Source organism: Luteimonas sp. A537, from assembly GCF_054052065.1.
In genome coordinates this window covers 297697-323031 of the sequence record NZ_JBSVRH010000004.1, presented here as the reverse complement: position 1 = coordinate 323031, position 25335 = coordinate 297697, and the positions used below count along the sequence as shown (strand labels likewise).

The 25335-nt window shown below is 70.0% G+C and carries 21 protein-coding genes; 16 read left to right on the top strand and 5 right to left on the bottom strand.

The features are described from left to right. The first annotated feature begins 33 nt into the window (after positions 1 to 33). A complete protein-coding gene (locus tag ACW7GZ_RS12255; protein ID WP_457009439.1) occupies positions 34 to 2409 on the top strand; it encodes a penicillin acylase family protein in 2376 nt (791 codons plus the stop codon). Between the two features lie 72 nt (positions 2410 to 2481). Continuing rightward, positions 2482 to 3156: a hypothetical protein gene (locus ACW7GZ_RS12250; RefSeq protein ID WP_457009437.1), complete on the top strand. Its 675-nt coding sequence runs from the start codon at positions 2482 to 2484 to the stop codon at positions 3154 to 3156. A 78-nt stretch (positions 3157 to 3234) separates the two neighbouring features. Here the strand turns inward: ACW7GZ_RS12250 and dapE are convergent, their stop codons facing one another. Genes dapE through map form a run of 5 tightly spaced genes read right to left on the bottom strand, consistent with a single transcriptional unit; the run spans position 3235 to position 9257 of the window. Next, positions 3235 to 4365 carry a succinyl-diaminopimelate desuccinylase gene (dapE, locus tag ACW7GZ_RS12245; protein WP_457002468.1) on the bottom strand — a complete coding sequence of 377 codons (1131 nt, stop codon included), beginning with the start codon at positions 4363 to 4365 and terminating at the stop codon, positions 3235 to 3237. Further along, a complete protein-coding gene (locus tag ACW7GZ_RS12240; RefSeq protein ID WP_457002467.1) occupies positions 4362 to 4721 on the bottom strand; it encodes an arsenate reductase in 360 nt (119 codons plus the stop codon). Before ACW7GZ_RS12240 ends, dapE begins: the two co-directional genes overlap by 4 nt. Before the next feature lie 15 nt (positions 4722 to 4736). Continuing rightward, a complete protein-coding gene (gene dapD / locus ACW7GZ_RS12235) occupies positions 4737 to 5819 on the bottom strand; it encodes a 2,3,4,5-tetrahydropyridine-2,6-dicarboxylate N-succinyltransferase (RefSeq protein WP_457002465.1) in 1083 nt (360 codons plus the stop codon). Continuing rightward, positions 5816 to 8479, bottom strand: a complete 2664-nt coding sequence (gene glnD, locus ACW7GZ_RS12230; protein WP_457002463.1) for a [protein-PII] uridylyltransferase — start codon at positions 8477 to 8479, stop codon at positions 5816 to 5818. Before glnD ends, dapD begins: the two co-directional genes overlap by 4 nt. Position 8480: 1 nt before the next feature. Continuing rightward, positions 8481 to 9257: a type I methionyl aminopeptidase gene (map, locus tag ACW7GZ_RS12225; RefSeq protein ID WP_457002461.1), complete on the bottom strand. Its 777-nt coding sequence runs from the start codon at positions 9255 to 9257 to the stop codon at positions 8481 to 8483. 216 nt (positions 9258 to 9473) lie between these two features. Here map and ACW7GZ_RS12220 point away from each other — a divergent pair, with 216 nt between their 5' ends. The 14 genes from ACW7GZ_RS12220 (at position 9474) to bamA (ending at position 25335) form a co-directional block, all read left to right on the top strand. Continuing rightward, positions 9474 to 9974 carry a Csu type fimbrial protein gene (locus ACW7GZ_RS12220; RefSeq protein WP_457002459.1) on the top strand — a complete coding sequence of 167 codons (501 nt, stop codon included), beginning with the start codon at positions 9474 to 9476 and terminating at the stop codon, positions 9972 to 9974. 5 nt (positions 9975 to 9979) lie between these two features. Continuing rightward, on the top strand, positions 9980 to 10723 hold the full coding sequence (locus ACW7GZ_RS12215; RefSeq protein WP_457009435.1) for a fimbrial biogenesis chaperone: 744 nt from the start codon (positions 9980 to 9982) through the stop codon (positions 10721 to 10723). Beyond that, a complete protein-coding gene (locus ACW7GZ_RS12210; protein ID WP_457002455.1) occupies positions 10683 to 13070 on the top strand; it encodes a fimbria/pilus outer membrane usher protein in 2388 nt (795 codons plus the stop codon). Before ACW7GZ_RS12215 ends, ACW7GZ_RS12210 begins: the two co-directional genes overlap by 41 nt. Next, on the top strand, positions 13067 to 14089 hold the full coding sequence (locus ACW7GZ_RS12205; protein WP_457002453.1) for a Csu type fimbrial protein: 1023 nt from the start codon (positions 13067 to 13069) through the stop codon (positions 14087 to 14089). The genes ACW7GZ_RS12210 and ACW7GZ_RS12205 overlap by 4 nt, the downstream gene beginning before the upstream one ends. Positions 14090 to 14368: 279 nt before the next feature. Continuing rightward, positions 14369 to 15253, top strand: coding sequence for a 30S ribosomal protein S2 (gene rpsB, locus ACW7GZ_RS12200; RefSeq protein WP_457002451.1), 885 nt, complete (start codon positions 14369 to 14371; stop codon positions 15251 to 15253). Positions 15254 to 15338: 85 nt separating this feature from the next. After that, positions 15339 to 16208, top strand: coding sequence for a translation elongation factor Ts (gene tsf / locus ACW7GZ_RS12195; RefSeq protein WP_457002449.1), 870 nt, complete (start codon positions 15339 to 15341; stop codon positions 16206 to 16208). Positions 16209 to 16311: 103 nt separating this feature from the next. After that, positions 16312 to 17034, top strand: a complete 723-nt coding sequence (pyrH, locus tag ACW7GZ_RS12190; protein ID WP_457002448.1) for a UMP kinase — start codon at positions 16312 to 16314, stop codon at positions 17032 to 17034. Positions 17035 to 17143: 109 nt separating this feature from the next. Continuing rightward, on the top strand, positions 17144 to 18061 hold the full coding sequence (locus tag ACW7GZ_RS12185) for a cation diffusion facilitator family transporter (RefSeq protein WP_457009433.1): 918 nt from the start codon (positions 17144 to 17146) through the stop codon (positions 18059 to 18061). 69 nt (positions 18062 to 18130) lie between these two features. Continuing rightward, positions 18131 to 18688 (top strand): ribosome recycling factor, encoded by a 558-nt coding sequence (gene frr, locus ACW7GZ_RS12180; RefSeq protein WP_457002445.1) that lies wholly within the window; start codon positions 18131 to 18133, stop codon positions 18686 to 18688. A gap of 11 nt (positions 18689 to 18699) precedes the next feature. After that, positions 18700 to 19464: a polyprenyl diphosphate synthase gene (gene uppS / locus ACW7GZ_RS12175; RefSeq protein WP_457009431.1), complete on the top strand. Its 765-nt coding sequence runs from the start codon at positions 18700 to 18702 to the stop codon at positions 19462 to 19464. Beyond that, the gene (locus ACW7GZ_RS12170) at positions 19461 to 20285 is read left to right on the top strand and encodes a phosphatidate cytidylyltransferase (protein WP_457002441.1); all 825 of its coding nucleotides are present in this window, start codon (positions 19461 to 19463) and stop codon (positions 20283 to 20285) included. Before uppS ends, ACW7GZ_RS12170 begins: the two co-directional genes overlap by 4 nt. After that, positions 20270 to 21454: a 1-deoxy-D-xylulose-5-phosphate reductoisomerase gene (locus tag ACW7GZ_RS12165; RefSeq protein WP_457002888.1), complete on the top strand. Its 1185-nt coding sequence runs from the start codon at positions 20270 to 20272 to the stop codon at positions 21452 to 21454. Before ACW7GZ_RS12170 ends, ACW7GZ_RS12165 begins: the two co-directional genes overlap by 16 nt. Positions 21455 to 21464: 10 nt before the next feature. Further along, on the top strand, positions 21465 to 22817 hold the full coding sequence (gene rseP, locus ACW7GZ_RS12160) for an RIP metalloprotease RseP (protein ID WP_457002440.1): 1353 nt from the start codon (positions 21465 to 21467) through the stop codon (positions 22815 to 22817). Positions 22818 to 22884: 67 nt separating this feature from the next. Beyond that, positions 22885 to 25335: an outer membrane protein assembly factor BamA gene (gene bamA / locus ACW7GZ_RS12155; RefSeq protein ID WP_457002439.1), complete on the top strand. Its 2451-nt coding sequence runs from the start codon at positions 22885 to 22887 to the stop codon at positions 25333 to 25335.

The following is a 25335-nucleotide window of genomic DNA, read 5'->3' as shown; positions in this document are numbered from 1 at the left end:
TCTACAATGCGGCAGGCCCCAGGGGGAAACGCCATGCTTCGCTGGTCATTGCGCATCGTGCTGGTGTTCGTCCTGCTGGCCGCGCTCGCGGCGCTGGCCGGCTGGTGGGCGCTGCGCGCCAGCCTGCCGGCGCTCGACGGCACCGTGGCCCTCCCCGGCCTGTCGGCGCCGGTGACGATCAGCCGCGATGCCATCGGCGTCGCCACCATCGATGCCGCGAGCGAGGCCGACGCCGTCCGGGCGCTCGGCTACCTGCACGCGCAGGAGCGCTACTTCGAGATGGACCTGATGCGGCGCACCGCCGCCGGCGAGCTGTCCGCGCTGTTCGGCGCGGTCGCGCTGGACGCCGACCGCCGGCATCGCGTGCACCGGATGCGCGCGCGCGTGGACGCCGACCTCGACGCGATCGCCGGCAGCCAGCGGCCGCTGCTGGACGCCTACGCCGCCGGCGTCAACGCCGGCCTTGCCGATCTCCGCGCGCGGCCCTGGCCCTACCTGCTGCTGCGCCGGCAGCCCGAGCCCTGGACGCCCGCCGACACGGCCCTGGCCGGCTACGCGATGTACTTCGACCTGCAGGACGCCGCCAACCAGCGTGAGTTCGCGCTCTGGACGCTGCGGCCACACCTGCCACCGGCGCTGTTCACGCTGCTCACCCACGCGGGCTCGAGCTGGGATGCGCCGCTCCTGGGCCCGGCCACCGGCGATGCCGTGCTGCCCACGTCCGATGCCGTCGACCTGCGTCGGCTGCCCCTGCCCGATGCCGCCGGGCCGCTGGACTCTCCGCGTCCGCCCGCGCCCGGCAGCAACAACTTCGCCGTATCGGGGCGCTTCACCGCCGACGGCCGCGCCATCGTCGCCGACGACATGCACCTGGGCCTGCGCGCGCCCGGGATCTGGTTCCGCGCGCGCCTGCGCTGGCCCGATGCGCGCGCTCCCGATGGCCGGGTCGACGTCTCCGGCTTCACCCTGCCAGGCTTGCCGGCGGTGGTGGTGGGCAGCAACGGCCGCGTCGCCTGGGGCTTCACCAACAGTTATGCCGACACCCTGGACTGGGCGCGGGTGAAGCCCTGCGGCGAGCGCGACGGCAGTGGCGCCAGCGGCGACGACTGCGCGCCCGTCGAGCACTTCGTGGAACGCATCGAGATCGCCGGCGGCGACGCGGTCGACCTCGGGATCGACGAGGTCCCCTGGGGCCCCCTGCTGCACCGCCTCGAGGGCGGCGACGCCCTGGCCCTGCGCTGGGTGGCGCACCAGCCGGGCGCGCTCAACCTCGGGCTGACCTCGCTGGCCTGGGCCGGGGACCTGGACCGCGCGCTGTTGCTGGCACGCGACATCGCCTTGCCGGCGCAGAACCTGGTGATCGGCGACCACCGCGGCCGGATCGCCTGGCGGCTGCTCGGGCCGCTGCCGCAGCGCGACGCGGCCTGCCCGGCCACCGACCTGGTGGCGGATGGCGGCGCATGCGCACCGTGGAGCATCGGCGGCAGGCGCGCGCCCCACGTCGCCACGCCCACCGTCGACCGCGTCTGGACGGCGAACAACCGGGTCGTGGGCGCGCCCTGGATCACGGCCTTCGGCGACGGCGGCTACGTGAACGGCGCGCGCGCCAGGCAGATCCGCGACGCCCTGTTCGCCAGCGAACGCTTCGACGAACGCGCCCTGCTCGCGATCCAGCTCGATGACCGCGCGCTGTTCCTGCAGCGCTGGCGCGACCTGCTGCAGTCGAGCGCCGGCAGCGCGGATGCGGACGCGCCCGCGCTGCGTGCGCTCGCCGACGCCGCCGGCGACTGGCAGGGTCGCGCCACTCCGGACTCCACGGGCTACCGCCTGGTCCGCGCCTGGCGCAACGCGGTGCACGACCGGATCGCCGATGGCCTGATGGCGCCCGCACGCGCGGCCCTGGGCGAGGATTTCGCGATGCCCGCGCTGCCGCAGCTGGAAGGCGTCGCATGGCCCCTGGTGTCCACCCGGCCGGCGCACCTGTTGCCCCGCCGCTACGACAGCTGGCAGGCGCTGTTCGAGGATGCCGCGCGCGACGTCCGCGACCAGCTCGAAGCCCGGGGGCCGCTTGCGGAGCGCACCTGGGGCGAGCGCAACACCGCGGCGATCTGCCATCCGCTGGCCGGCGCCATCCCGCTGCTGGGCAAGCGCATGCTCTGCATGCCGCCCGACAAGCTCCGCGGCGACACCGGCATGCCGCTGGTGCAGGGCCCGGCGTTCGGTGCGTCCCAGCGCATGGTGGTGTCGCCGGGACGCGAAGCCGACGGCATCGTGCACATGCCGGGCGGCCAGAGTGGCCACCCGCTGTCGCCGTTCTGGGGCGCCGGCCATGACGACTGGGTGCAGGGCCGCCCCTCGCCATTCCTTCCGGGCCCCGCCGCCCACACGCTGGTCCTGGAGGCGCGCTGACGCCGCGACATCACCGCAGGTTCATAGCGAACGCCCACAATCCGGCCAGGTCCCCATACAGGAGCAGCATCCATGGCCACGCACAACGGACTCCGCATCCTCGCCCTCACCCTCGGCCTTGGCCTGGCCGCGAGTGCGTCCGCACAGACCATCGGCTACAACACCCGGACCGGTGATGTCTGGGTCGATTCGCGCCTGGGCGAGATCAACGAGTACGGCCGCCACCACCGCGACCCCTTCCTCGACGAGATGACCGGCCATTACGGCGCGCCGCGCCCGCTGCTGGTCGACCTGCTCGAGACCCGCGGCTGGGCGCCCGGCGATGTCTACTACGCATGCGCCATCGCGCACGCCCTGGGCGTGCCCTGCGGCAACGTGGTCCGCGAATACGAGCGCAACCCCGGCCAGGGCTGGGGCGCCGTCGCCAAGCGCATGGGCATCAAGCCCGGTTCCGCGGCCTTCCACGCGCTCAAGCGCGGACAGGTCGACACCTACGGCCGGTGGGGGCAGTCGATCGTGGTCGACCGCCCGGTCCGCGTCGACTGGTCACGCTCCGGACCGAGCCACGCCCGCGACGGAAAGGACGTGCGCGGCAATGGCCAGCGCAACGAGCACGGCCGCGGCAATCCCGGGAATGGGCCCAAGCCCGGCAGGGGCAACGGCGGCAACAACGGGAACAACGGGAACAAAGGCAACGGCAACGGCAACGGCCAGGGCCAGGGCAACAACGGCAACGGCCAGCGCTAGCCCATCCCGTTTACCACGGCGCGGGTCCACGCGCCCCACGGCGCCGGCCACCGCAGCTGCGGCAGGCCGGCGCGCGGGTCAGCGCGGGAGGAGCCGCTCGATCAGTGCCAGGTAGAGCTCCGGCAGCGCCTCCAGGTCGGCGACGGAGACGTTCTCGTCGACCTTGTGGATGCTGGCGTTCACCGGCCCCACCTCGATGCACTGCGCGCCCAGCGGCGCGATGAAGCGCGCGTCGGACGTACCGCCGCCGGTGCTCTCTTCCGGTGGCGCCCCGGCCACGCGGCCGAGCACGTCGCGGGCGGCGGCGCGCAGCGGCCCCTCCGGCGTGAAGAAGGGCTCGCCGCTGCGGTGCCAGCGAATCCCGAAGTCCAGGCCGTGGCGCGCGAGCATCGACTCGATTTCCGACTCCAGCCGCGGCGCGTCCCAATTCGGGTTGTAGCGGAGGTTGAAGTCCACGTGCAGGCTGCCGGGGATGACGTTGGTCGCTCCCGTGCCCGCGGCGATGTTGCTGACCTGCAGGCTGGTCGGCGGGAAAGTCCCGTGGCCATCGTCCCAGCGCCGGGCCACCAGCTCGGCCAGCGCCGGCAGGGCGTCGTGCACGGGATTGCGCGCCTTGTCCGGATAGGCAACGTGCCCTTGCACCCCGTGCACGGTGAGCGCGGCCGACAGCGAGCCGCGGCGGCCGACGCGCAGCAGGTCGCCCAGGCGATGCGTCGATGAAGGTTCGCCGGTGATGCACCAGTCGATGCGCTGGCCGCGCCTTCGGAACTCGTCGGCCACGCGGCGCACGCCGTCGATGGCATCGCCTTCCTCGTCCGAGGTCAGCAGCAATGCGACCGTGCCCGCGTGGTCCGGGTTCGCGGCCACGTACTGCTCCAGGGCGATCACGAACGCGGCCACGCTGCCCTTCATGTCGGCGGCACCGCGCCCGTAAAGCACGCCGTCGCGGACTTCGGGAACGAAGGGATCGCTGTCCCAGGCCTCGCGCGGGCCCGGCGGCACCACGTCGGTGTGGCCCAGCAGCACCAGCACCGGATCGCCACTGCCGTGGCTGGCCCAGAGGTTGTCGACCTCACCGTAGCGAAGCGACTCGCAGGTGAAGCCGGCGCGCTCCAGGCGCCCCGCGACCAATGGCTGGCAGCCGGCATCGTCGGGCGTCACAGAAGGCCGCGCCATCAGCTCGCGGGCCAGCGCCAGCACCTCGCTCATTCGCCGGTACCGAAGCGCTTCTTGAAGCCGTTGTCGCTGAAGCCCTGGCTTGCGACGCCATCATCGGTGACCACCACCGGCCGACGGACCAGCTGCGGATACTCGCGCAGGAGCAGCTTCCACTCGGCGTCCGAGCCGGCCGCCTTGCGGTTGTCCGGCAGCTGGCGCCAGGTCGTCGAGGACTTGTTGACCATGGCCTCGAAACCGCCCAGCTTGCCGGCCCACTCGACCAGGGTCTCCGGCTCGGGCTTCTCGTCGCGGTAGTCGACGAACCGATGCGCGACGCCGAAGCGGTCCAGCCACTTCCGCGCCTTCCTGCAGGTGTCGCAGTTCTTCAGTCCATACAGCGTCGTCATCATCGCCCTCCCGGCTCAGAGCGCGTGGCCGCGCAGCAGTTCGTTGACCGAGGTCTTGGCGCGGGTCTTCGCGTCCACCTGCTTCACGATCACCGCGCAGTACAGCGAGTGCGTGCCGTCGGCGGCCGGCAGCGAACCCGCCACCACCACGCTGCCCGGCGGCACCACGCCGTAGCTGGTCTCGCCGGTCATGCGGTTGTAGATGCGCGTGGACTGGCCGAGGAACACGCCCATCCCGATCACGCTGTGGTGGCCGACGATCACGCCCTCCACCACCTCCGAGCGCGCGCCGATGAAGCAATGGTCCTCGATGATCGTCGGCGAGGCCTGCAGCGGCTCCAGCACGCCGCCGATGCCGGCGCCGCCGGAAATGTGGCAATGCTTGCCCACCTGGGCGCAGGAACCCACGGTCGCCCAGGTATCGACCATGGTGCCGGTGCCGATGTGCGCGCCGATGTTGACGAACGAGGGCATCAGCACCACGTCGCGACCGATGTACGTGCCGCGGCGCGCGATCGCGCCGGGCAGCACGCGCGCACCGAGCTTGCGGAAGGCTGCCTCGTCGAAGTCCTCGAAGCGCATCGGGATCTTGTCCCAGTAAGGCGCCGGGTACTGTTCGCCGGCCTCCATGTCCTGCACGCGGAAGTACAGCAGGACCGCCTTCTTCAGCCATTCGTTGACCGTCCATCCGCCGGCGCCGTCGGGCTCGGCCACGCGCAGGCGGCCTTCCTCCAGCCCTTCGATCGCACGCTCGATCAGCGGTCGCGTGGAGCCTTCGATCTCTTCGGGCGTCAGGGTCGACCGCCGGTGCCAGGCGCTGTCGATCATGAAGGCGAGCTCCTGGTCGGGCCCGTTGCCCGGCGCGACGGCCGGAGCACCCGCCGCGGGGACCTTGCCTGCAGCCGACTTTCGTGACGGCACCTTCTTCGCCGCGACCTTCTTCACGGAAACCTTCTTCGCCGCCTTCTCCGGTGCGACCTTCGTCGATGCAACCTTCCTGGCTGCAGCCTTCTTCACCGCAGCCTTCTTTCCTGCATCGGTCGATGCCGCCTTACTCGCCACGGGCTTCTTCACCGCGGGCTTCTTCTTCGTGCTCATCTACCTGCTTCTCCGTCGATCCTTGCCAGCAGGGCGCTGCGCAGTCGCGCGCACGCCGCCTCGTCCAGCGGTTGCTTGTCTTCGCCGGTCACCCGGAACACGTCCTCGGCGCGGGCACCAAAGGTCGCGATGCGCGCGTCGTGCACGCGCAGGTCCTGGCTGCGCAGCACGTGCGCGACGTCGGCCAGCAGCCCCGGCCGGTCGGTGCACACCAGGCTCAGCACGGTGGCCGAGCCGTCGGCGCTGGGCGCGAATTCAACCTGCGGCACGATGCGGAAGTGGCGCAGGTGCCGCGGCAGCGTGCGCTGCGCCGGACGCACCCGGTCGAGCGGCCCCGCCAGCACCGCGGCCAGCTTGCGCGCGACCATCCTCGGCTCGCAGTCGGCGCGCGCGTCTTCCGGCAGCACCTGGAAACTGTCGAACACCCCGCCGCCCGGCCCGTCGATCGCTCGCGCCTGCTGGATCGCCAGGCCCAGCCGGTCGAGCGTGACCACGATCGCCGCGAACAGGCCATCGCGGTCCGCGTCGTGCACGAAGACCTCCATCGCCGGGCTGCCGGCGGCCACCCGCCTTGCCTTCACCACCGGCCGTCCAGCCACCTCGCCGTCCACCGCGGACCCGTGCAGGGCCAGCGCCTGCCACGCGATCTGCTCGGCCCGCGCGCGCAGGAAGCTGTTGGCCGGGAAGCGCCCGAGCAGCGCGTCCGCATCCATCGGGTCGATGCCCTTTTCGGCCAGCAGCGACGCCGCCGCGGCACGGGTCCCTGCGATGCGCTCGGCGGCCGCGACCGGATGCTCCAGGCCCCGGCGCAGGGCAAGACGGGTGGCGTTGCGCAGGTCGGCCAGCAGCCGGTCCTTCCACGCATTCCACAGCTTGGGCGAGGTGCCGGCGATGTCGGCACAGGTCAGCAGGTACAGGTAGTCGAGGCGCTCGCGATCGGCGACCTCGCCGGCGAAGCGATGGATCACCGCCGGATCGGCGATGTCCTGCTTCTGCGCAGTCACCGACATCAGCAGGTGGCGCAGCACCAGCCACTCCACCAGGGCGGTGTCGGGCTCGTCCAGGCCATGGGCCTGGCAGAAGGCGCGCGCATCCACCGCGCCCAGTTCGGAATGGTCGCCGCCGCGACCCTTGGCGATGTCGTGGAACAGGCCGGCCAAGAGCAGCAGCTCGGGCTTGTGCAGCGTCGGATACACCGCGTGCGCCTGCGAAAAGCGCTCGTCGGGCACGCCGGTCGCGAACGCGGCCAGGTTGCGCAGCACCGCCAGCGTGTGCTGGTCGACGGTATAGACGTGGAAGAGATCGAACTGCATCCGCCCCGACACCTGCGCGAAGGCCGGGATCCAGCGCCCCAGCACCCCGAGGCGCGCCATGCGCTCGAGCGTGCGCACCGGCGACGGCCCGCGCAGCAGCTCCATGAACGCGTCGCGATGCGCCGGCGCGGCGGCGGTATGCGCGGGCAGCCCGTCGAGCGCTTCGGCCAGGGCGCGCGCGGTGTGCGTGTGCAGCCCGCGCAGTTCGCCCAGCCGCGCCCAGGCCGCAAACAGCGCGAACACTTCGCCGACGTCGCCATGCGGCCAGTCGTGGTCGCGCGCGGCGAGATAGCCGCGGCGCAGCTCGAAGTCCGCGTCGACCGGCTCCGGCACGGCGGCGCCGTCGAAGTGCTCCTCGAAGCGCTGCTGCAGCCGGTCGCCGATGCGGCGCACCACCGCGGCGCTGCGGTAGAAGCCCTGCATCATCTGCTCGACGCCAAGGTTGCGGGCGTCGTCGGCGAAGCCCAGGCGCGCGGCCAGCGGCTTCTGGTGGTCGAACCGCAGGCGGTCCTCGCCGCGGCCGGCGACCAGGTGCAGGCCGTAGCGCAGCCGGGCCAGCGCGCGGTGCTCGCGGTCGAGCGCGGCGGCCTCGTCGGCACCGACGTGGCCCAGCGCCACCAGCGGCTCGAGCTCGTGGGTGCCGAAGGCGCGGCGCGCCATCCAGCCCAGGGTCTGCAGATCGCGCAGGCCGCCCGGGCCTTCCTTCAGGTTCGGCTCGAGGTTGTCGGAGGTGTCGCCGAAGCGCGCGTGCCGGCGGTCCTTCTCCTCCGACTTGGCCACGAAGAAGTCGCGTGCGGGCCAGGCCCTGTCGGGCGCGATCGCCCGCGCCAGCGCCAGACGCGCTTCGTCGCCGGCCACGACCGGCCGCGCCTCGAGCAGTGCGGTCATCACGGAAATGTCGGCCGCCGCCGCGGTGCACTGCTCGGGCGTGCGTACCGAATGGCTCGCCGGGAGGCCGCAGTCCCAGAGCAGCGCAAAGAAGCGCGACAACGCGGCGCCGCCGGCCGCGTCGGTGTCGGGCTCCACGTCCACCAGCACCAGCAGGTCGATGTCGGAATGCGGGAAAAGCTCGCCGCGGCCGTAGCCGCCGACCGCGAACAGCGCCATGCCGGGCGCGTCGGTGGCGTCCACCGCGTCCGGCACGCAGCGCCGCCAGGCTTCGGCGACGATCAGGTCGACCGTGCGCGCCCGCTCGGCGGCCAGGCGCACGGCGTCGGCACCACGATCGAACCGCCCTGCCAGCGCGTCGTCGATCACGAGCAGCGCGTCGCGGCGCTCATGCGCCCAACCCGCGTCGCCGGCGCCGCCCATGCGCCCGGGGGCGTCAGCTGGCGCGGCCGTATCCATGTCAGAAGTCGTTGTCGTCGCCGGGCAGGCGCGTGAGGATGTCGACGCCATCGGCGGTCACCGCGACCATGTGCTCCCACTGCGCCGAGAGCTTGCGGTCCTTGGTGACCACGGTCCAGCCGTCGGGCAGCAGGCGGGTGTGGCGCGCGCCCTCGTTGATCATCGGCTCGATGGTGAAGGTCATGCCTTCCTCCAGCACGAGACCCTCGCCGGGGCGGCCGTAGTGCAGCACCTGCGGTTCCTCGTGGTACACGCGGCCGATGCCGTGGCCGCAGTATTCACGCACCACGCTGAAGCGCTCGGCCTCGGCGTAGGTCTGGATCGCATGCCCGACATCGCCGAGCGTCGCGCCCGGCCTCACCGCGCGGATGCCGCGGAACATGGCCTCGCGAGTCACCTCGACCAGGCGCTTGGCCATCACCGACGGCGTGCCGGCGAAGTACATGCGGCTGGTGTCGCCGTGCCAGCCGTCCTTGATGACGGTGACGTCGATATTGACGATGTCGCCGTCCTTCAGCACCTTGGCTTCGTTCGGGATGCCGTGGCAGATGACGTTGTTGACGGAGATGCAGGTGGCCTTGGGATAGCCGCGGTAGCCGACGTTGGCCGGCGTGCCCTGCTGCACGTTGACGATGTGCTCGTGGCAGATGCGGTCCAGCTCTTCGGTGCTGACGCCCGGCTTCACGTGCGGGGCGATCATCTGCAGGACCTCGGCGGCCAGGTGGCCGGCGATGCGCATCTTCTCGATCTGGTCTGGGGTCTTGGGCTTGATGGTCATCCTGACATTATCTTCGATTTCGGCGCAGATCTGGCTCCGGTCGCGCAAGCAAGGACGCCTCTCAGCCCCCGCCCCCCCACGAAAGCGTGATCCGGCCACCTATTCATATGCGGCCTCCCGTTAACGGTCATCCTGTTGACATGTGACCGCCGCGCTACCCATGCGCCGCGGTCATCACGATGGAATGACCTTGTTTTTTACGGAGATACACACGCAATGAACCTGATGAAATTCGCCGTGGGCCTCGCCGTCATCGCCAGCGCAGCCCATGCCTCCAATGCGCATGCCCAGAGCGCGTCCACGACGTTCGACGTGACGATCACGATCACCAGCACCTGCAGCATCGACACGCCGGCGGCCACCGACGTGGCCTTCGGCACCCAGCCTTCGACAGCCACCGCCATCGAAGCCACCGGCCAGCTGAACGTCAACTGCACTCCCGGCACGGATTACGACATCGCGCTCGATGCGGGCCTGAACGACGGTGGTGCCGGCATTGGCGCGCGCGCCATGAGCAGCGGCGCCGACCTCGTGCCCTACCAGCTCTACCAGGATCCTGCGCGCACCGCCGTGTGGGGCGAGACCATCGGTACCGACACCTTGGCAGGCACGGGGACCGGTGCGGTGCAGCCCATCCAGGTCTACGGGCTGACGCCGTCCGCCAACTTTCCGGCGGCCAGCTACATCGACACCGTGACCGCGACGATCACCTACTGATCATCGTGCCAAACAGCGCGCTGTCCCGCCCGGCGTGGGGGGCGGTCTGCTTGGCATTTGTCTTGATGGTGCCAGGCGTCGTCGCCGCGAGTGGCCTCCAGGTGTCCCCCACGACGGTGAGGATCGCCGCAGGCCACAGTGCCGATGGCATCGTGCTCGAAAACACGGGTACGGAAGTCCTGCACGCACAGGTCCGGGTCTTTCGCTGGACGCAGGCCGATGGTGAGGACATCCTGGAACCAACGGCCGACCTGACCATCAGCCCGCCGATGCTGACGCTCCCGCCCGGCGGTGACCAGCTGGTGCGCGTGATCCGCACCGGACCGCCTCCCGCGCGCGAAACCAGCTACCGGGTCGTCGTGGACGAACTTCCACTGCCTCGCGACGAGGCTACCGAGGGGCGTCCCGAGCTGCGTTTCGTGCTGCGCTATTCCATGCCGGTCTTCCTCGCCCCCGAGGAGCCGGTCGCCCCGGCCCCGATGCTGCAGGCAAGCCTGGCGAGCGTGGACGGCCGGCGGTACATCGAACTGCGCAATCCGGGTAACGGGCATGCACAGGTGTCCGACCTGGCGCTTGTCGCGCCCGACGGCAGCCGGCGCGTGATCGCACCCGGCCTGTCGGGGTATGTGCTGCCTGGGCAATGGCGCCGCTGGCTGCTGCCTGACGGTCTCGCAGCAGACCCTGCGGTTGCGTTTGAAGCAAGGATCAATGGTGAAGCGGCTGGACGCCCGCTGGCGTTGGACCGGTAGCGTCCTGCTGCTGGCGGTCGCACCGCTGGCCCACGCCCAGAATGCCGCCGCGATTCCATCCCTCACACCCGCCGGGAGCGCGGGCATGTGGTCGCCGGCGCCAATGCAGGTCCACCTGGAGGTCCGGCTGAACCACGCACGCCTGCCGCAGCTGGTGGTGTTTGAACTTCGTGGAGGGCGGCTCCATGCGGGAGCCGATACGCTGCGACAGCTGGGATTCCGCGACCCCGGCCCGGCGGATCGCCTCCCGACGCCGCTTGATGCCATGCCCGGCGTGGAGGTGTCCTACGATGCCGCTCGCCAGCAGGTCGACATCCAGGTTCCGCTGCCCCTCCTGGCATTGGATGTCACACGCTTGGGGCGCGATCCGGATCCGGTGCCGATGGCAGCCGAATCGGCACCGGGACTGCTGCTCAACTATGACCTGTACGCCAGCGACGGCAGTTACGGCAGCAACGCAACTGCCACCACCGAACTGCGCGCGTTCGGCCTGGGTCGTGGCGTGTTCAGCAATACTGCGGTCACGCGCCGGTACAGCGAGCCCGGGCGTGGGTGGCACACCGATTCGATCCGACTGGACACCAGCTGGGAGCTCTCCTTCCCTGGACCTGCCGTCACTGCGACGTTCGGCGACACCTTTACAGGCTTCCTCGACTGGACGCGCCCGGTGCGGATCGGCGGTATCCAGGTGGGCCGCAACTACGGCCTGCAGCCTTACCGCGTCACCGCCCCGCTCCCGGAGTTTCTCGGGGAAGTGTCGGTGCCGTCGGACATCGAGCTCTACGTCAACGGCATCCGCCAGTACAGCGGCAGTGCGCCGGCGGGGCCGTTCCAACTGGGCCTGGCGCCGGGCGTGTCCGGCGCGGGCAACGCGCAGATGGTGATCACGGACGCGTTCGGACGCGTGCGCACGCTCGACTTTCCGTTCTATTCCACCCAGCGGCTGCTCGCTCGCGGGCTGTCCGACTGGTCCGTGGGCCTGGGCGTGGTGCGCGAGGCCTATGGCGTGCGCTCGTTCCACTACGCCAGCGAGCCGATGGCCAGTGGCAACTACCGCCGCGGCCTCAGCGACCGCTTCACGCTCGAAGCGCATGGAGAGGTCGGCGACAGCCTGAGCAACGCGGGACTCGGCGGTGTCTGGCTGCTTGGCCTGGGCGGCGTGCTGGGCGCATCGCACGCGCGAAGCCGGCACGACGCGGACAGCGGCTCGCAGAGCACGCTCGGCTACGCGTGGAGCAACCGCCATTTCCATGCTTCGCTCGATACCAGCCGCACCAACGGCCGCTACCGTGACATCGCGTCGCTCTACGGGCTGCCGCCGTCGCGACGCAGCGAGCGGGCCATGCTCGGCCATACCAGCAGCGCACTTGGCAGCATCAGCCTCAGCTATGTCCGGCTCGATCATCCGCAGCCGAGCGAAATCGAGACCTCGCGCTACGCGGGCCTGTTCTGGAGCACGAGCTTCGCAGGCGCGTGGTCTGTCAATGCGTCGGTGAACCAGAACCTCGACGATAGTGCCGACCGCAGCCTGAGCCTCGGCATCGTGGTGCCACTGGGCCCTGACAGACAGGCGTCTACATACTGGCAGCGCGACCGCGGTCGTGACCAACTGGTCGCCGACCTGTCGCGTCCGGTCCCCTCGGATGGCGGTTACGGCTGGCGCCTGCAGGCGCGCACCGGAGACGGCGCGGGCGGCCTGGCCGAGCTCGGCTGGCAAGGTGACGCCTTGCGCGTCGGCGCGGGCGTGGCGCGTTTCGACGATTACCAGCACGGTTACGCCCAGGCCAGCGGCAGCCTGGTGCGGCTTGGCGGGGCGACCTTCGCCGCTCGCGACATCCATGACGCGTTCGCGCTGGTGTCCACAGGCGATCAGGCCGGCGTGCCGGTGATGCTCGAAAACAGCCTGGTCGGCCACACCGACCACCGCGGCCTGCTGTTGGTGACGCGCCTGAACGCGTGGCAGCGCAACCAGCTGTCCATCGACCCGATGGACCTGCCCGCCGACATCCGCGTGGGTGCGGTGGAGCAGATCGCCTCCCCCGCCGACCGCTCCGGGACCCGCGTCGAATTCGAACTCACGCCGGTGCGCGCCGCCGTGGTCGTACTGCACGACGCACACGGCGTCCCGATGCCGCTGGGCACCCGCGCCAGGCTCGCCGGCGCCTCGGGCGACGCGATCGTGGGCTATGACGGCGAGGCGTACTTCGAACACCTGGAGACACGCAACAGCCTGCGGGTAGACGCCGCCGGGCACCTGTGTTCAGTGGATTTCGACTACCCAACGACAGCGGCCGCCGGTATTCCGCGGATCGGACCGCTGCGCTGCATTGCAGGAGGCGCACCATGAAACACGCAGAAAGGGCACGGCTCCACGCAGGCTGGATACTGCTCGCGGCGCTCTGGATGTACGCACCGTACGCGCAGGCGACCACGGAGTGCACTGCCACCCAGCCGACCCTCGATTTCGGTTCCGTCGCTACGGATGGCACTACCGACGTGCAGGGCAGTTTCAGCGTGACCTGCCGAACCTTCGGCCTCTCGTTGCTCGCCCGCGCGCGGGTCTTGATGTGTCTCAACCTGGGGGCCGGCGCGTCCGGCTCCGGCCAGTACAATCCCAGGCGCCTGGTCAGCCCCCAGGGGGACATTCTTGGATTCCAGGTGTATCGGGATCCCGCACGCACACTCGTCTGGGGATCACGGCCGGTGCCCGCAGCGCCTACGCCGGTCACCGCCCAGTTCGATTATGCGGTCCCGCTGCTGGGCGGAAACCAGACCCAGACATTCACCCTCTACGGACGGATCGCGCCGCAGGCGGCGGCGGCCGGCACCTTCAGCAACAACTTCGGCGCCGGGCATACCCTCATCGAGTACCGGTACAACGAACAGATACTCGGAACACCGGATTTCCCCGCGTCGTGCAGCACTGGCGGTACGGCTGGAACTCCGTCCGCCTTTCCCTTTCTCGCACGCGCCACGGTGCCCAACCGCTGCGTCATCTCCACGGCGACCAACCTGAGTTTCGGCGCCGTGCCGGGACTGATCGGCACCAATCGCGACCGCAATTCTTCGGTCACGATGACCTGCACCGGTCGCACGGCCTGGAACATGGCGCTCGACCAGGGTCAGAACGCGGCTGGCGCCGCACGCCGCATGCGCCGGGGAACCAGCGGCGATTACGTCGGTTACGAGCTCTACCGCAACGCTGCGCGCACCCAGCGCTGGGGTGCCACGCCAGGCGTCGACACCGTGCAGGGCACCGGCACCGGGGGCGCTCAGACCCTGACGGTATTCGGGCGCGTCCCGGCCGGGCAGGCCGTGCCCGCCGGCGCCTATCGCGATGTGGTGACGGTTACCGTCACCTACTGACCGGGAAATTGCAGGCAGGCCGCGCAGCCCCTATACTTGCGCGGTTGTGGTCCGGCCCCCGTGTCGCCCACCGCCCACGACGGGCGACACCGTCGAATACACACCCGCTGCAAACACCCGTTCCGGGGTGTCCCGAGCCTGCAAGGGCAAAGGATCTGGATACGGAGGCAGCGGGGAGGCCCAACCCCGGAACCTTTCGCCGATTGTCGCCCTCCCGGGCCGCGTCGGTGAGCCGCCACACCCTTCCGGCGGCCGGGTTCCCCATCAGGAATGACCACAATGTCCCAGATCACCATGCGCCAGATGCTGGAAGCCGGCGTCCACTTCGGCCACCAGACGCGCTACTGGAATCCCAAGATGGCGCCGTACATCTTCGGTGCCCGCGGCAAGATCCACATCATCAACCTCGAGAAGACCGTCCCGCTGTTCTCGGACGCGATGAACTTCATCTCCGGCATCGCCCAGAAGCGCGGCATGATCCTGTTCCTCGGCACCAAGCGCAGCGCGCGCGAGCCGATGAAGGAAGAGGCCGAGCGCTGCGGCATGCCGTACATGACCCAGCGCTGGCTGGGCGGCACGCTGACCAACTTCCGCACCGTGAAGGGCTCGGTCTCGCGCCTGAAGACGCTGGAAGCCGGCGAGACCGACGGCAGCTTCGACAAGCTGGTCAAGCACGAAGTCCTGGGCCTGCGCCGCGAGCGCGACAAGCTCGAGGCCTCGCTGGGCGGCATCAAGGAAATGAACCGCCTGCCCGACGCCCTGTTCGTGATCGACATCGGTCATGAAGACATCGCCATCAAGGAAGCCAAGAAGCTCGGCATCCCGGTGATCGCGGTCGTCGACACCAACTACGACCCCAACCTGGTCGACTACCCGATCCCCGGCAACGACGACGCCATCCGCGCCGTGCAGTTGTACGCCCGCGCCGCGGCCGACGCCGTGCTCGAGGGCAAGGCCGCCGCGCCGAGCGCCGCGACCGTGCGCGAGGAAGAGTTCAGCGAAGGCGGCGAAGGCGACAAGCCGCGCCGCGCGCCGGCCCGCAAGAAGGCCGAGGCCGCGGAAGCCAAGCCCGCAGCCGCCAAGCCCGAGGCCGCCGAAGCGAAGCCCGAAGCTGTCGAGGCCAAGCCCGAGGCGGCCGAGAGCAAGCCCGAAGCCGCCGAGTAACGCGCCAGGCATCACACGCCTGACACGCGGCCGCGCCACCATGCGCGGCCGCGAACTTTGAAAACCCACAGATTCGAGGTCCCCAATGGAAATCACCGCTTCCCTGGTCAAGGAACTGCGCGAGCGCACCGGCGCCGGCATGATGGAGTGCAAGAAGGCGCTCACCGAGGCCGGCGGCAACATCGACGCCGCCGCCGAGGCGCTGCGCAAGTCGGGCCTGGCCAAGGCCGACAAGAAGGCCGACCGCGTCGCCGCGGAAGGTCGCGTCGCCCTCGCCCAGCAGGGCAATCGCGCCGCGCTGGTCGAGATCAACTCCGAAACCGACTTCGTCGCCAAGGACGAGAACTTCCTCGCGTTCTGCGAAGCCGTGGCCACCGCCGCGCTGGGCGTCGACAGCGTCGAGGCCCTCAAGGCCGCGAGCCTCGACGGCCAGACCGTCGAGGAAACCCGCGCTGCGCTGATCTCCAAGGTCGGCGAGAACGTGCAGGTGCGCCGCATGGCCTCGATCGAGAGCGCCGACACCGTCGCCGGTTACGTCCACGGCGGCCGCATCGGCGTGTTGATCGAGCTGAAGGGCGGCGATGCCGAGCTCGCCCGTGGCCTGGCCATGCACGTGGCGGCGATGAACCCGCCGCACAACAAGGCCTCCGACGTCCCGGCCGACTTCCTTGCCAAGGAAAAGGAAATCGAGCTGGCGAAGATGAGCGACAAGGACCGCGCCAAGCCGGCCGAGATCCTCGAGAAGATCATCAGCGGCAAGATCGCCAAGATCGTCAACGAGGTCACGCTGTACGGCCAGCCCTACGTGCTCGACACCGACAAGAGCGTCGAGCAGGTGCTGAAGGCCGCCGGCGCCGACGTCATCCGCTTCGAGCGCCTGGCCGTCGGCGAAGGCATCGAGAAGGTGGTCGAGGACTACGCCGCCGAAGTGATGAAGCAGGCCGGCCTGGCCTGACGCGCGCCGCGGACCGCGATGCACGCACGAAGGGCCGCGGAGCAATCCGCGGCCCTTCGCTTTTTTCCGCTAGAATTCCCGCGATTACCGCCGGAGACCCACCATGTCGCAACTCGCCTATCGCCGCATCCTCCTCAAGCTGTCCGGCGAGGCGCTGATGGGCGACGAGGACTACGGCATCGACCCCAAGATCATGCACCGCCTGGCGGCTGAGATCATCGAGGCGCAGCAGGCCGGGGCCGAGATCGCGCTGGTGGTCGGCGGCGGCAACATCTTCCGCGGCGCGGGCCTGGCCGCGGGCGGCATGGACCGCGTCACTGGCGACCAGATGGGCATGCTGGCCACGGTGATCAACGCGCTGGCGATGCAGGACGCGCTGGAAAAGCTCGGCGCCAAGGTACGCGTGATGAGCGCGATCAAGATCAACGACGTCTGCGAGGACTACATCCGCCGCCGCGCGATCCGCCACCTGGAAAAGGGCCGGCTCACGATCTTCGCCGCCGGCACCGGCAATCCCTTCTTCACCACCGACTCCGGCGCCGCGCTGCGCGCGATCGAGATCGGTGCCGACCTGCTGCTCAAGGCGACCAAGGTCGATGGCGTCTACGACTCCGACCCGAAGAAGAATCCCGACGCCGTGCGCTTCGACCGCCTGAGCTACGACGAGGTCATCCGTCGCGACCTGCAGGTGATGGATACCGCGGCGTTCGCCCTGTGCCGCGACAGCGACCTGCCGCTGCGGATCTTCGACATGGAACAGCCCGGCCAGTTGCTGCGCATCCTCAAGGGCGAGCCGATCGGCACCCTGGTCCAGGGCCGGGGCTGAGGCCTTCTTCCGGGAGCGGCCATGGCTGCTCCCGCATCCGGCCACGCGGGAAGACTGCGGCATGCCGGCTGGAATAGTGTCCGCGCGCGGCCCGTGCCAGCCTGAGCGCATGCATCGCCACCACCACGACCATGGCCATCACGGCCACCACCACGCGCCTGCGCCGGGAACGGCCACGCGCACCTTCGCCGTCATCACCCTGGTCAACCTGGGCTACACCGTGGTCGAGGCGGCCTACGGCTTCCTGACCGGTTCCCTGGCCCTGCTGTCCGATGCCCTGCACAACCTTGGCGACGTGCTCGGGCTGGCCATGGCCTGGGGCGCCGCGGTGATCGCGCAGTGGCCGCCGACCGAGCGCCATACCTACGGCTGGCGCCGCGCCACCCTGCTCTCGCCACTGGCCAACGCGGTGCTGCTGGTGGGGCTGTCGGGAGCCCTCGCCTGGGAGGCCCTGCGCCGGATGTGGGCCCCGCCCGAAGTCCCGGGCATGACCATCATCGTGGTCGCCGCGATCGGAATCGCCGTCAACTTCGGCACCGCGCTGATGGTGAGCGGCGGCCATGCCCACGACCTCAATCGCCGCGGCGCCTACCTGCACCTGATGGCCGACGCGGGCATCTCGCTGGCCACCGTGCTCGCCGGCGCCGGCATGCTGGCCTGGGGCTGGGCGCTGCTGGACCCGGTGACCGCGCTGCTGATCGGGGTGGTGGTGGCGGTGGGCGCCGTCGGCCTGCTGCGGGACAGCTTCAACGCCGCGATGGACGCGGTACCGCCGGGCATCGACACGTCCGAGGTGCGTGATTTCATCGCCGCGCAGCCGGGCGTCGCCTCGGTGCACCACCTGCATATCTGGTCGCTGGGCGCCGGCGGGGTGGCGATGACGGCCCACCTGGTGCGCCCGCAGGGCGACGACGACGCGTTCATGCGCGCCACCGCCGAAGCCCTGCAGGCGCGCTTCGGCATCAACCACGCCACCCTCCAGGTCGAACGCGGCGACGGTGCATGCGGCGGTCACGCACCGCAGTGAGGCTCCGGCGCGTCGCGGTCGTCGCGCTTCGCCTATAATCCGCCGATTGCGAACAGGAGCCCGCGGCCCATGCTCAACGAGATCAAGAAAGACACGCAGACGCGCATGGCGAAGAGCGTGGAATCGCTGCGCCACGACCTGACCAAGGTCCGCACCGGCCGCGCGTCCACCGCGCTGGTCGACCACCTCAGGGTCAACTACTACGGCTCGGACATGCCGCTCACCCAGGTCGCCTCGGTCGGGGTGAGCGACGCGCGCACGCTCACCATCACGCCCTGGGAAAAGCCCATGGTCGCGGCGGTCGAGAAGGCGATCCTCGCCTCCGACCTCGGCCTGACGCCGAACACCGCCGGCACCACCATCCGCATCAACCTGCCCGCGCTCACCGAAGAGCGCCGCCGCGAGCTGAGCAAGCTGGTTCACGCCGAGGGCGAGTCCACCAAGGTGGCGATCCGCAACATCCGCCGCGACTCCAACCAGCAGGTCAAGGACCTGCTGAAGGAAAAGGCGATCAGCGAGGACGACGAGCGCCGCGTCGAGGGCGAGATCCAGAAGATCACCGACGACGCCATCAAGGACGTCGATGAAGTGGTCAAGGCCAAGGAGCAGGAGCTGATGGCGGTCTGACGGGGGTCGCGATGAACGCACCGCCCGCCACGCCACGCATCCCGCGCCACGTCGCCATCATCATGGACGGCAACGGCCGCTGGGCCGCGCGCCGCCGCCGGCCGCGCATGATCGGCCACCGCGCCGGCGCGCGCGCGGTCAACCTGTGCATCGACTTCTGCCTTGAGCGCGGCGTCGGGGCCCTCACCCTGTTCGCGTTCTCGAGCGAGAACTGGGGCCGCCCCGCCGACGAAGTCGGTGCCTTGATGAAGCTGTTCCTCAACGCGCTGGACCGCGAGGTGGGCGAGCTCCACCGCCGCGGCGTACGCGTGCGCTTCATCGGCGACCGCAGCCGCTTCGACGCCGCGATCACCGCGCGCATGAACGCCGCCGAGGGACTCACCGCCGGCAACGACCGCCTGGCGCTCTCGATCGCCGCCAGTTACGGCGGCCGCCAGGACATCGCCAGCGCCGCGCGTGCGCTGGCCGTGGACGTTGCCGAAGGCCGCCTGCGTCCCGAGGACATCGACGAGGCGGCGCTGGGCGCGCGCGTGGCGCTGGCCGACCTGCCGGCCCCCGACCTGTTCATCCGCACCGGCGGCGACCTGCGGATCAGCAACTTCCTGCTCTGGCAGCTTGCCTACACCGAACTCTGGTTCACCGACCTGCTGTGGCCCGACCTGGACGCAGCGACGCTTCAACAGGCGTTCGACGACTTCGCCCGCCGCGAGCGACGCTTCGGCCTCACCGGTGAGCAGCTGGCCTCCAGCGCAACCACGGATACCATCACCCCATGACCCGCACCAGAATCCTTGCCGCCCTCGTCATGGCTCCGGGGACCATCGCAGCCGTTCTGCTGCTGCCCACGCCGTGGATGATGCTGGCTGCCGCAATCGTCTTCCTCGCCGCGCTATGGGAATGGTTCGCGCTGGCCGAGATCGAAGATTCGCTCGCGCGAAGTGCTCTGCTGGTGCTGAACCTGCTTTTGATGGTGGCCCTGGTCTGGGGCACCGGCGGCACTGCCGCCACGCTTGTCCTGTTCAAGCTTGCTGTGGTGCTGGGCGTGATCTGGTGGCTGCTGGCCATGCTGTGGCTGGTGCACTACGACTTCGCCTCCGACCACGACACCAACGCGCGCGTGTTCAAGCTCGCCGCGGCGACCTTCGCCGTGGTCCCGGCGTGGTGCGCGCTGGCGCTCCTGCACAACGACGGCCCCGCCTGGCTGCTGCTGGTGCTGATGACCGTCTGGGCCACCGACACCGGTGCCTATTTCGCCGGGCGTGCGTTCGGCAAGCGCAAGCTGGCGCCGCGGATCAGCCCCAACAAGACCATGGCCGGCCTGGTTGGCGGTGCCGCGGGCGGCGTGCTGGCGGCGACCCTGGGCGCATGGATCATCGGCGTCGGGATTCCCGTGCTGCCGCTGGTGGCGCTGGTGGCCCTGCTTACCGTGCTGTTTTCCGTGGTGGGCGACCTGTTTGAAAGCCTGCTCAAGCGCCACGTCGGCGCCAAGGATTCCGGCAACCTGATTCCCGGCCATGGCGGGATCATGGACCGCCTCGACAGCGTGTTCGCCGCACTGCCCGTGTTCGCGCTGGGCAAGATCTGGCTGGGCTTCTGATGCGCAGCGTCGCCGTCCTCGGCGCCACCGGCTCGATCGGCACTTCGACGCTGGACGTCATCGCCCGCCACCCGGAGGCCATGCGCGCCAGCGCGCTCGCCGCCGGCAGCAAGGTCGAGGCGCTGCTCGAGGCCTGCCGCCAGCACCGTCCCGACGACGCCGCGATCGCCGACGAAGCCGCGTATCCCCGGCTCCGCGACGGACTGCGCGAGGCCGGGCTCCCGACCCGCGCGCACGCCGGCATGGCCGCGATCGCCGACCTTGCCGCCGACGGTGGAACCGACACCGTGGTCGCCGCCATCGTGGGCGCCGCGGGCCTGGATTCGACGCTTGCCGCGGCGCGCGCGGGCAAGCGCCTGCTGCTCGCCAACAAGGAGTCGCTGGTGCTTGCCGGGGAGCTGGTGATGGCCACCGCCCGCGAGCACGGGGCGCAGGTCATCCCGATCGACAGCGAGCACAGCGCCATCTTCCAGTGCCTGCCGCCCGATGCCGCCTGCACGGACGTGCGCCGGCTTGTGCTGACCGCTTCGGGCGGCCCGTTCCGCGGCCGCGACCGCGCGTCGCTCGCCGACGTCACGCCCGCCCAGGCCGTGGCCCACCCCAAGTGGTCGATGGGCCCGAAGATCTCGGTCGACTCCGCCACCCTGATGAACAAGGGTTTGGAGGTGATCGAGGCCCACCACCTGTTCGGGCTGCCTGCGGCCCGCATCGACGTGCTGGTGCACCCGCAGAGCCTGGTGCATTCGCTGGTGGAGTTCATCGACGGCTCGACCCTTGCGCAGCTCGGCCTGCCGGACATGCGCACCGCGCTGGCGGTCGGCCTGGCCTGGCCGCGGCGCATCGAATCGGGCGTCGGCGGGCTCGACCTGCTCGCCCACGGCCGCCTGGACTTCGAGCCACCGGATACCGAAGCCTTCCCCTGCCTGCGCCTGGCCTTCGACGCACTGGCCGCGGGCGGCACGGCGCCCGCAGTGCTCAACGCCGCCAACGAGGAGGCGGTTTCAGCCTTCCTTCAGGGCCGCACCGGCTTCCTGTCCATTCCCGCGCTGGTCGAAGAAGCGCTGGCAGCGCTGCCGGCCAGGCCCGCCGCGTCCCTCGAGGCGCTGCGCGAGGCCGACGCGCTCGCCCGCGACGTGACCCGGCGCGCCCTCGCCCGCCAAGCCCACTGACGAGCACGCAATGACTACTTTCCTGGGTTCCGTGTGGTGGATGATCGTCAGCCTGGGCGTGCTGGTGACCTTCCACGAGTTCGGCCACTTCTGGGTGGCCCGGCGCAACGGCGTGAAAGTGCTGCGGTTCTCGGTCGGGTTCGGCCGGCCGCTGTGGAAGCGCGTGGGTCGCGACGGCACCGAGTACGTGGTCGCCGCCCTGCCCCTGGGCGGCTACGTGCGCATGCTCGACGAGCGCGAGGGCGACGTCGCGGAGTCCGAACTCGGGGCGGCCTTCAACCGCAAATCGGTCTGGCAGCGCATCGCCATCGTGGCCGCGGGACCCATCGCCAACCTGCTGCTGTGCCTCGCCCTGCTCTGGGCGATGTTCGTGATCGGCCGGCCCGACTACCAGCCGGTGCTGGGCCAGGTCCAGGGCATCGCCGCGGAGTCGGGCCTGGCGCGCGGCGACACCCTGCTCCGGATCGGCGACCGACCGACCCCGACCTGGAGCGAGGCGGCGATGGCCTTGACCACCGCCGCCATGGACCGCTCCGACGTCGAGGTGCGCATGCGCACCGCCCAGGGCAGCGAGGCGGTCCGCACGCTGCGCCTGTCCGCGCTGCCCGAGGACCTCGAGGCCCGGCGCACGATCGCGGCGATCGGCATGCTTCCGCAGGCCTTCGTTCTGCCGCCGGACGTGGGCCGGGTGCGCGAGGACAGCGCGGCCTGGGGCGTGCTCGCCGAGGGCGACCGCATCACCGCCATCGACGGCGTGGCCGTGCACGCCTTCGCCGACATCGGCCCGCTGGTGCAGGAACTCGGCACCCAGGGCGGAAAGGGCATGATCGAGGTCGAGCGCGACGGCGAGCGGCTGGCGCTGGAGATCGCGCCCACGCTGGCCGAAGCGGAGGGGCGGGAACCCTTCTGGGCCCTGGGCATCGAGCCCACCCCGCGCTCGGCCGTCCACGACGCCACCCTGCGCCATGGCCCGCTGGCCGCCGTTCCCGCAGCCGCCGCCGAGACCTGGCGCCTCACCCGCGATACCCTGGGCATGGTCTGGCGCATGGCCAGCGGCCGGGCCTCGATGGAAAACGTCTCCGGCCCGATCACCATCGCCCGCTATGCCAACGCGTCCGCCGGCATGGGCGCCGCCTGGTTCCTGAATTTCCTCGCCCTGCTCTCGCTGAGCCTGGCGATCATCAACCTGCTGCCGATCCCGATCTTGGACGGCGGTCACCTGTTGTATTACCTTATCGAGTTGGTCAAGGGCAGCCCCTTGAGCGAGCGCGCGATGGTCGCCGGGCAATATGTCGGAATGGCCATGCTCGCAGGCCTGATGGGCCTGGCGTTCTACAACGACATCCTGCAACTGGTGCGCTGATGCCCGCATGTACCACCGCCGCGCCCAGCGCCGCACCCCCACGAAACGCCCGACCCGGACGCCATTGATGACGCGACTCCCGAAACGCCGCCTGCTTGCCATCGCCCTCGCCTCGACGCTCGCCGCGCCGGCCTGGGCCCAGCAGCCGGCCGACCCGCTGGCCGCCTTCGGCATGCCGCCCCAAACCGCCACGGCCCTCGCCCCCGGCGCATTCACGGTCTCCGACATCCGCGTCGACGGCCTGCAGCGCATCGGCGCCGGCACCGTGTTCACCTATCTTCCGATCGAACGCGGCGACAGCATCGATTCCGGCCGGGTCGGCGCAGCCATCCGCGCGCTGTACGCCACGGGCTTCTTCGAGGACGTCAGCATGGGCCGCCAGGGCGACATCCTGGTGGTCGAGGTCACCGAACGCCCGGCGATCAACAAGCTCACGCTCACCGGCAACAAGGACATCAAGACCGAGGACCTGACCAAGGGCCTGAGCGACATTGGCCTGGCCGAGGGCGAGACCTTCGACCGCCTGGCGCTCGACCGCGTGACCCAGGAGTTGACCCGCCAGTACAACAACCGCGGCAAGTACAACGTCGCGATCACGCCCACGGTCTCGCCGCTGGACCGCAACCGCGTCGACGTCACGATCAAGGTCGACGAAGGCAAGGCGGCGAGCATCCGCCACATCAACCTGGTGGGCAACGACAGCTTCGACGACGAGACCCTGACCGGGGCCTGGGAGTCGGGCACCAGCAACTGGTTGAGCTGGTACCGCCGCGACGACCAGTATTCGCGCGAGAAGCTCGAAGGCGACCGCGAGAAGCTGCGCAATTTCTATCTCGACCGCGGCTACATCGACTTCAGCGAGGACAACATCCAGGTCGCGATCAGCCCGGACAAGCGCGACATGTACATCACCGCCGGCCTGACCGAGGGCGAGGTGTACACCGTGGATACGGTCGAGGTCACCGGCGACACCGTGCTGCCGAAGGAAGACATCGAGCGCCTGGTGTACATCAAGCCCGAGATGACCTTTTCGCGCGCGTTGCTCGAGTTCAGCTCGGACCAGATCGCGTCCACGCTGAGCAACATCGGCTACGCCTTCGCGCAGGTCAACGTGATCCCGGAAGTGGACCGCGAGAACCGCCGCGTCGACATCAACCTGCAGGTCGTGCCCGGACCGCGCGTCACCGTGCGCCGGATCGTGTTCAAGGGCAACGCCCGCACCGCGGACGAAGTGCTGCGCCGCGAGATGCGCCAGTTCGAGGGCGCCTGGTATTCGCAGGCGGCGATCGACCGTTCCAAGGTGCGCCTGCAGCGCCTGGGCTTCTTCGAATCCGGCAGCGTCAACGTCGAGAGCAAGCCGGTTCCCGGCACCAACGACCTGGTCGACATCGAGTACAGCGTCACCGAGACCACGTCCGGCAGTTTCATGTTCGGCGTGGGCTACTCGCAGCTCAGCGGCATGACCACCTCGGTGCAGCTGTCGCAGAACAACTTCCTCGGCAGCGGCAACCGCGTCTCGGTCGAGGCCCAGCGCAACGTCTACCTGCAGCGTTACTCGTTCTCGTACCTGAATCCGTACTTCAGCGACAACGGCCTGTCGCTGGGCTACAACCTGTGGTGGCGCGAGTTCGACAACTCCGAGTACAACACCGCGCAATACTCCTCGACCAGCCGCGCGGCGCAGATGGTGCTGGGGATCCCGCTGACCGAGCACGACACCATCACCGCGATGTTCGGCATCGACAGCAACCAGATCTTCGCCTGGCGCGGCAGTTCACCGCAGTCGATCGTCGACTACATCGACGTGATCGGGCAGCGCACCTTCCACGCCTGGCGCGCCGAGCTGGGCTGGGCCCGCGACACCCGCAACGACTTCCTGCAGCCGACGCGCGGCACCCTGCAGCGCGTGTCCATGGAAGTCGCCCTGCCGGGCTCCACCGCCGAGTACTACAAGCTCAACTACGAGTTCTCGAAGTACTGGCAGATTTCCCGCGCGCTGGTGCTCAACACCCGCTTCGAGTTCGGCTATGGCGACAGCTACGGCGATGCGCGCTACGGCACCGTCTACGACCCGGACTCCCCCGAAGACACGGATGACCTGCCGGAAGCCCGCGCCGCGATGGCCGACGGCCTGCCGTTCTTCGAGAACTTCTACGCCGGCGGCGCGCGCTCGGTGCGCGGCTTCCGCGACAACACCCTTGGCCCGCGCGAGGCCGCCTGGAACAGCAGCTACCAGCAGGTCATCGGCGGCGCGGTGAAGACCGTGGGCTCGTTCGAGATGTTCTTCCCCACGCTGTTCGATTCGCCCGCCGCGCGCGTGTCCGCTTTCGTGGACTTCGGCAACGTGTTCAAGGACGTCGATGCCTTTGACGCCGGCGAGCTTCGCGCCTCGGCGGGCGTTGCGCTGATGTGGCGCGCGCCAGTGGGGCCGATCTCGATCAGCTACGCGATGCCGCTGCGCGAACAGGACGGCGACGAACTCGAGCGCCTGCAGTTCACCTTCGGCGGCGCGTTCTAG

Coding starts and splice junctions, on each gene's coding strand:
- dapD (WP_457002465.1), bottom strand. CDS start 5,819: ATGAGCACGAAGAAGAAGCCCGCGGTGAAGAAGCCCGTGGCGAGTAAG.
- bamA (WP_457002439.1), top strand. CDS start 22,885: ATGACGCGACTCCCGAAACGCCGCCTGCTTGCCATCGCCCTCGCCTCG.
- ACW7GZ_RS12205 (WP_457002453.1), top strand. CDS start 13,067: ATGAAACACGCAGAAAGGGCACGGCTCCACGCAGGCTGGATACTGCTC.
- ACW7GZ_RS12210 (WP_457002455.1), top strand. CDS start 10,683: ATGGTGAAGCGGCTGGACGCCCGCTGGCGTTGGACCGGTAGCGTCCTG.
- ACW7GZ_RS12255 (WP_457009439.1), top strand. CDS start 34: ATGCTTCGCTGGTCATTGCGCATCGTGCTGGTGTTCGTCCTGCTGGCC.
- dapE (WP_457002468.1), bottom strand. CDS start 4,365: ATGAGCGAGGTGCTGGCGCTGGCCCGCGAGCTGATGGCGCGGCCTTCT.
- glnD (WP_457002463.1), bottom strand. CDS start 8,479: ATGGATACGGCCGCGCCAGCTGACGCCCCCGGGCGCATGGGCGGCGCC.
- ACW7GZ_RS12250 (WP_457009437.1), top strand. CDS start 2,482: ATGGCCACGCACAACGGACTCCGCATCCTCGCCCTCACCCTCGGCCTT.
- map (WP_457002461.1), bottom strand. CDS start 9,257: ATGACCATCAAGCCCAAGACCCCAGACCAGATCGAGAAGATGCGCATC.
- uppS (WP_457009431.1), top strand. CDS start 18,700: ATGAACGCACCGCCCGCCACGCCACGCATCCCGCGCCACGTCGCCATC.
- rpsB (WP_457002451.1), top strand. CDS start 14,369: ATGTCCCAGATCACCATGCGCCAGATGCTGGAAGCCGGCGTCCACTTC.
- frr (WP_457002445.1), top strand. CDS start 18,131: ATGCTCAACGAGATCAAGAAAGACACGCAGACGCGCATGGCGAAGAGC.
- tsf (WP_457002449.1), top strand. CDS start 15,339: ATGGAAATCACCGCTTCCCTGGTCAAGGAACTGCGCGAGCGCACCGGC.
- ACW7GZ_RS12170 (WP_457002441.1), top strand. CDS start 19,461: ATGACCCGCACCAGAATCCTTGCCGCCCTCGTCATGGCTCCGGGGACC.
- rseP (WP_457002440.1), top strand. CDS start 21,465: ATGACTACTTTCCTGGGTTCCGTGTGGTGGATGATCGTCAGCCTGGGC.
- ACW7GZ_RS12220 (WP_457002459.1), top strand. CDS start 9,474: ATGAACCTGATGAAATTCGCCGTGGGCCTCGCCGTCATCGCCAGCGCA.
- ACW7GZ_RS12185 (WP_457009433.1), top strand. CDS start 17,144: ATGCATCGCCACCACCACGACCATGGCCATCACGGCCACCACCACGCG.
- ACW7GZ_RS12240 (WP_457002467.1), bottom strand. CDS start 4,721: ATGACGACGCTGTATGGACTGAAGAACTGCGACACCTGCAGGAAGGCG.
- pyrH (WP_457002448.1), top strand. CDS start 16,312: ATGTCGCAACTCGCCTATCGCCGCATCCTCCTCAAGCTGTCCGGCGAG.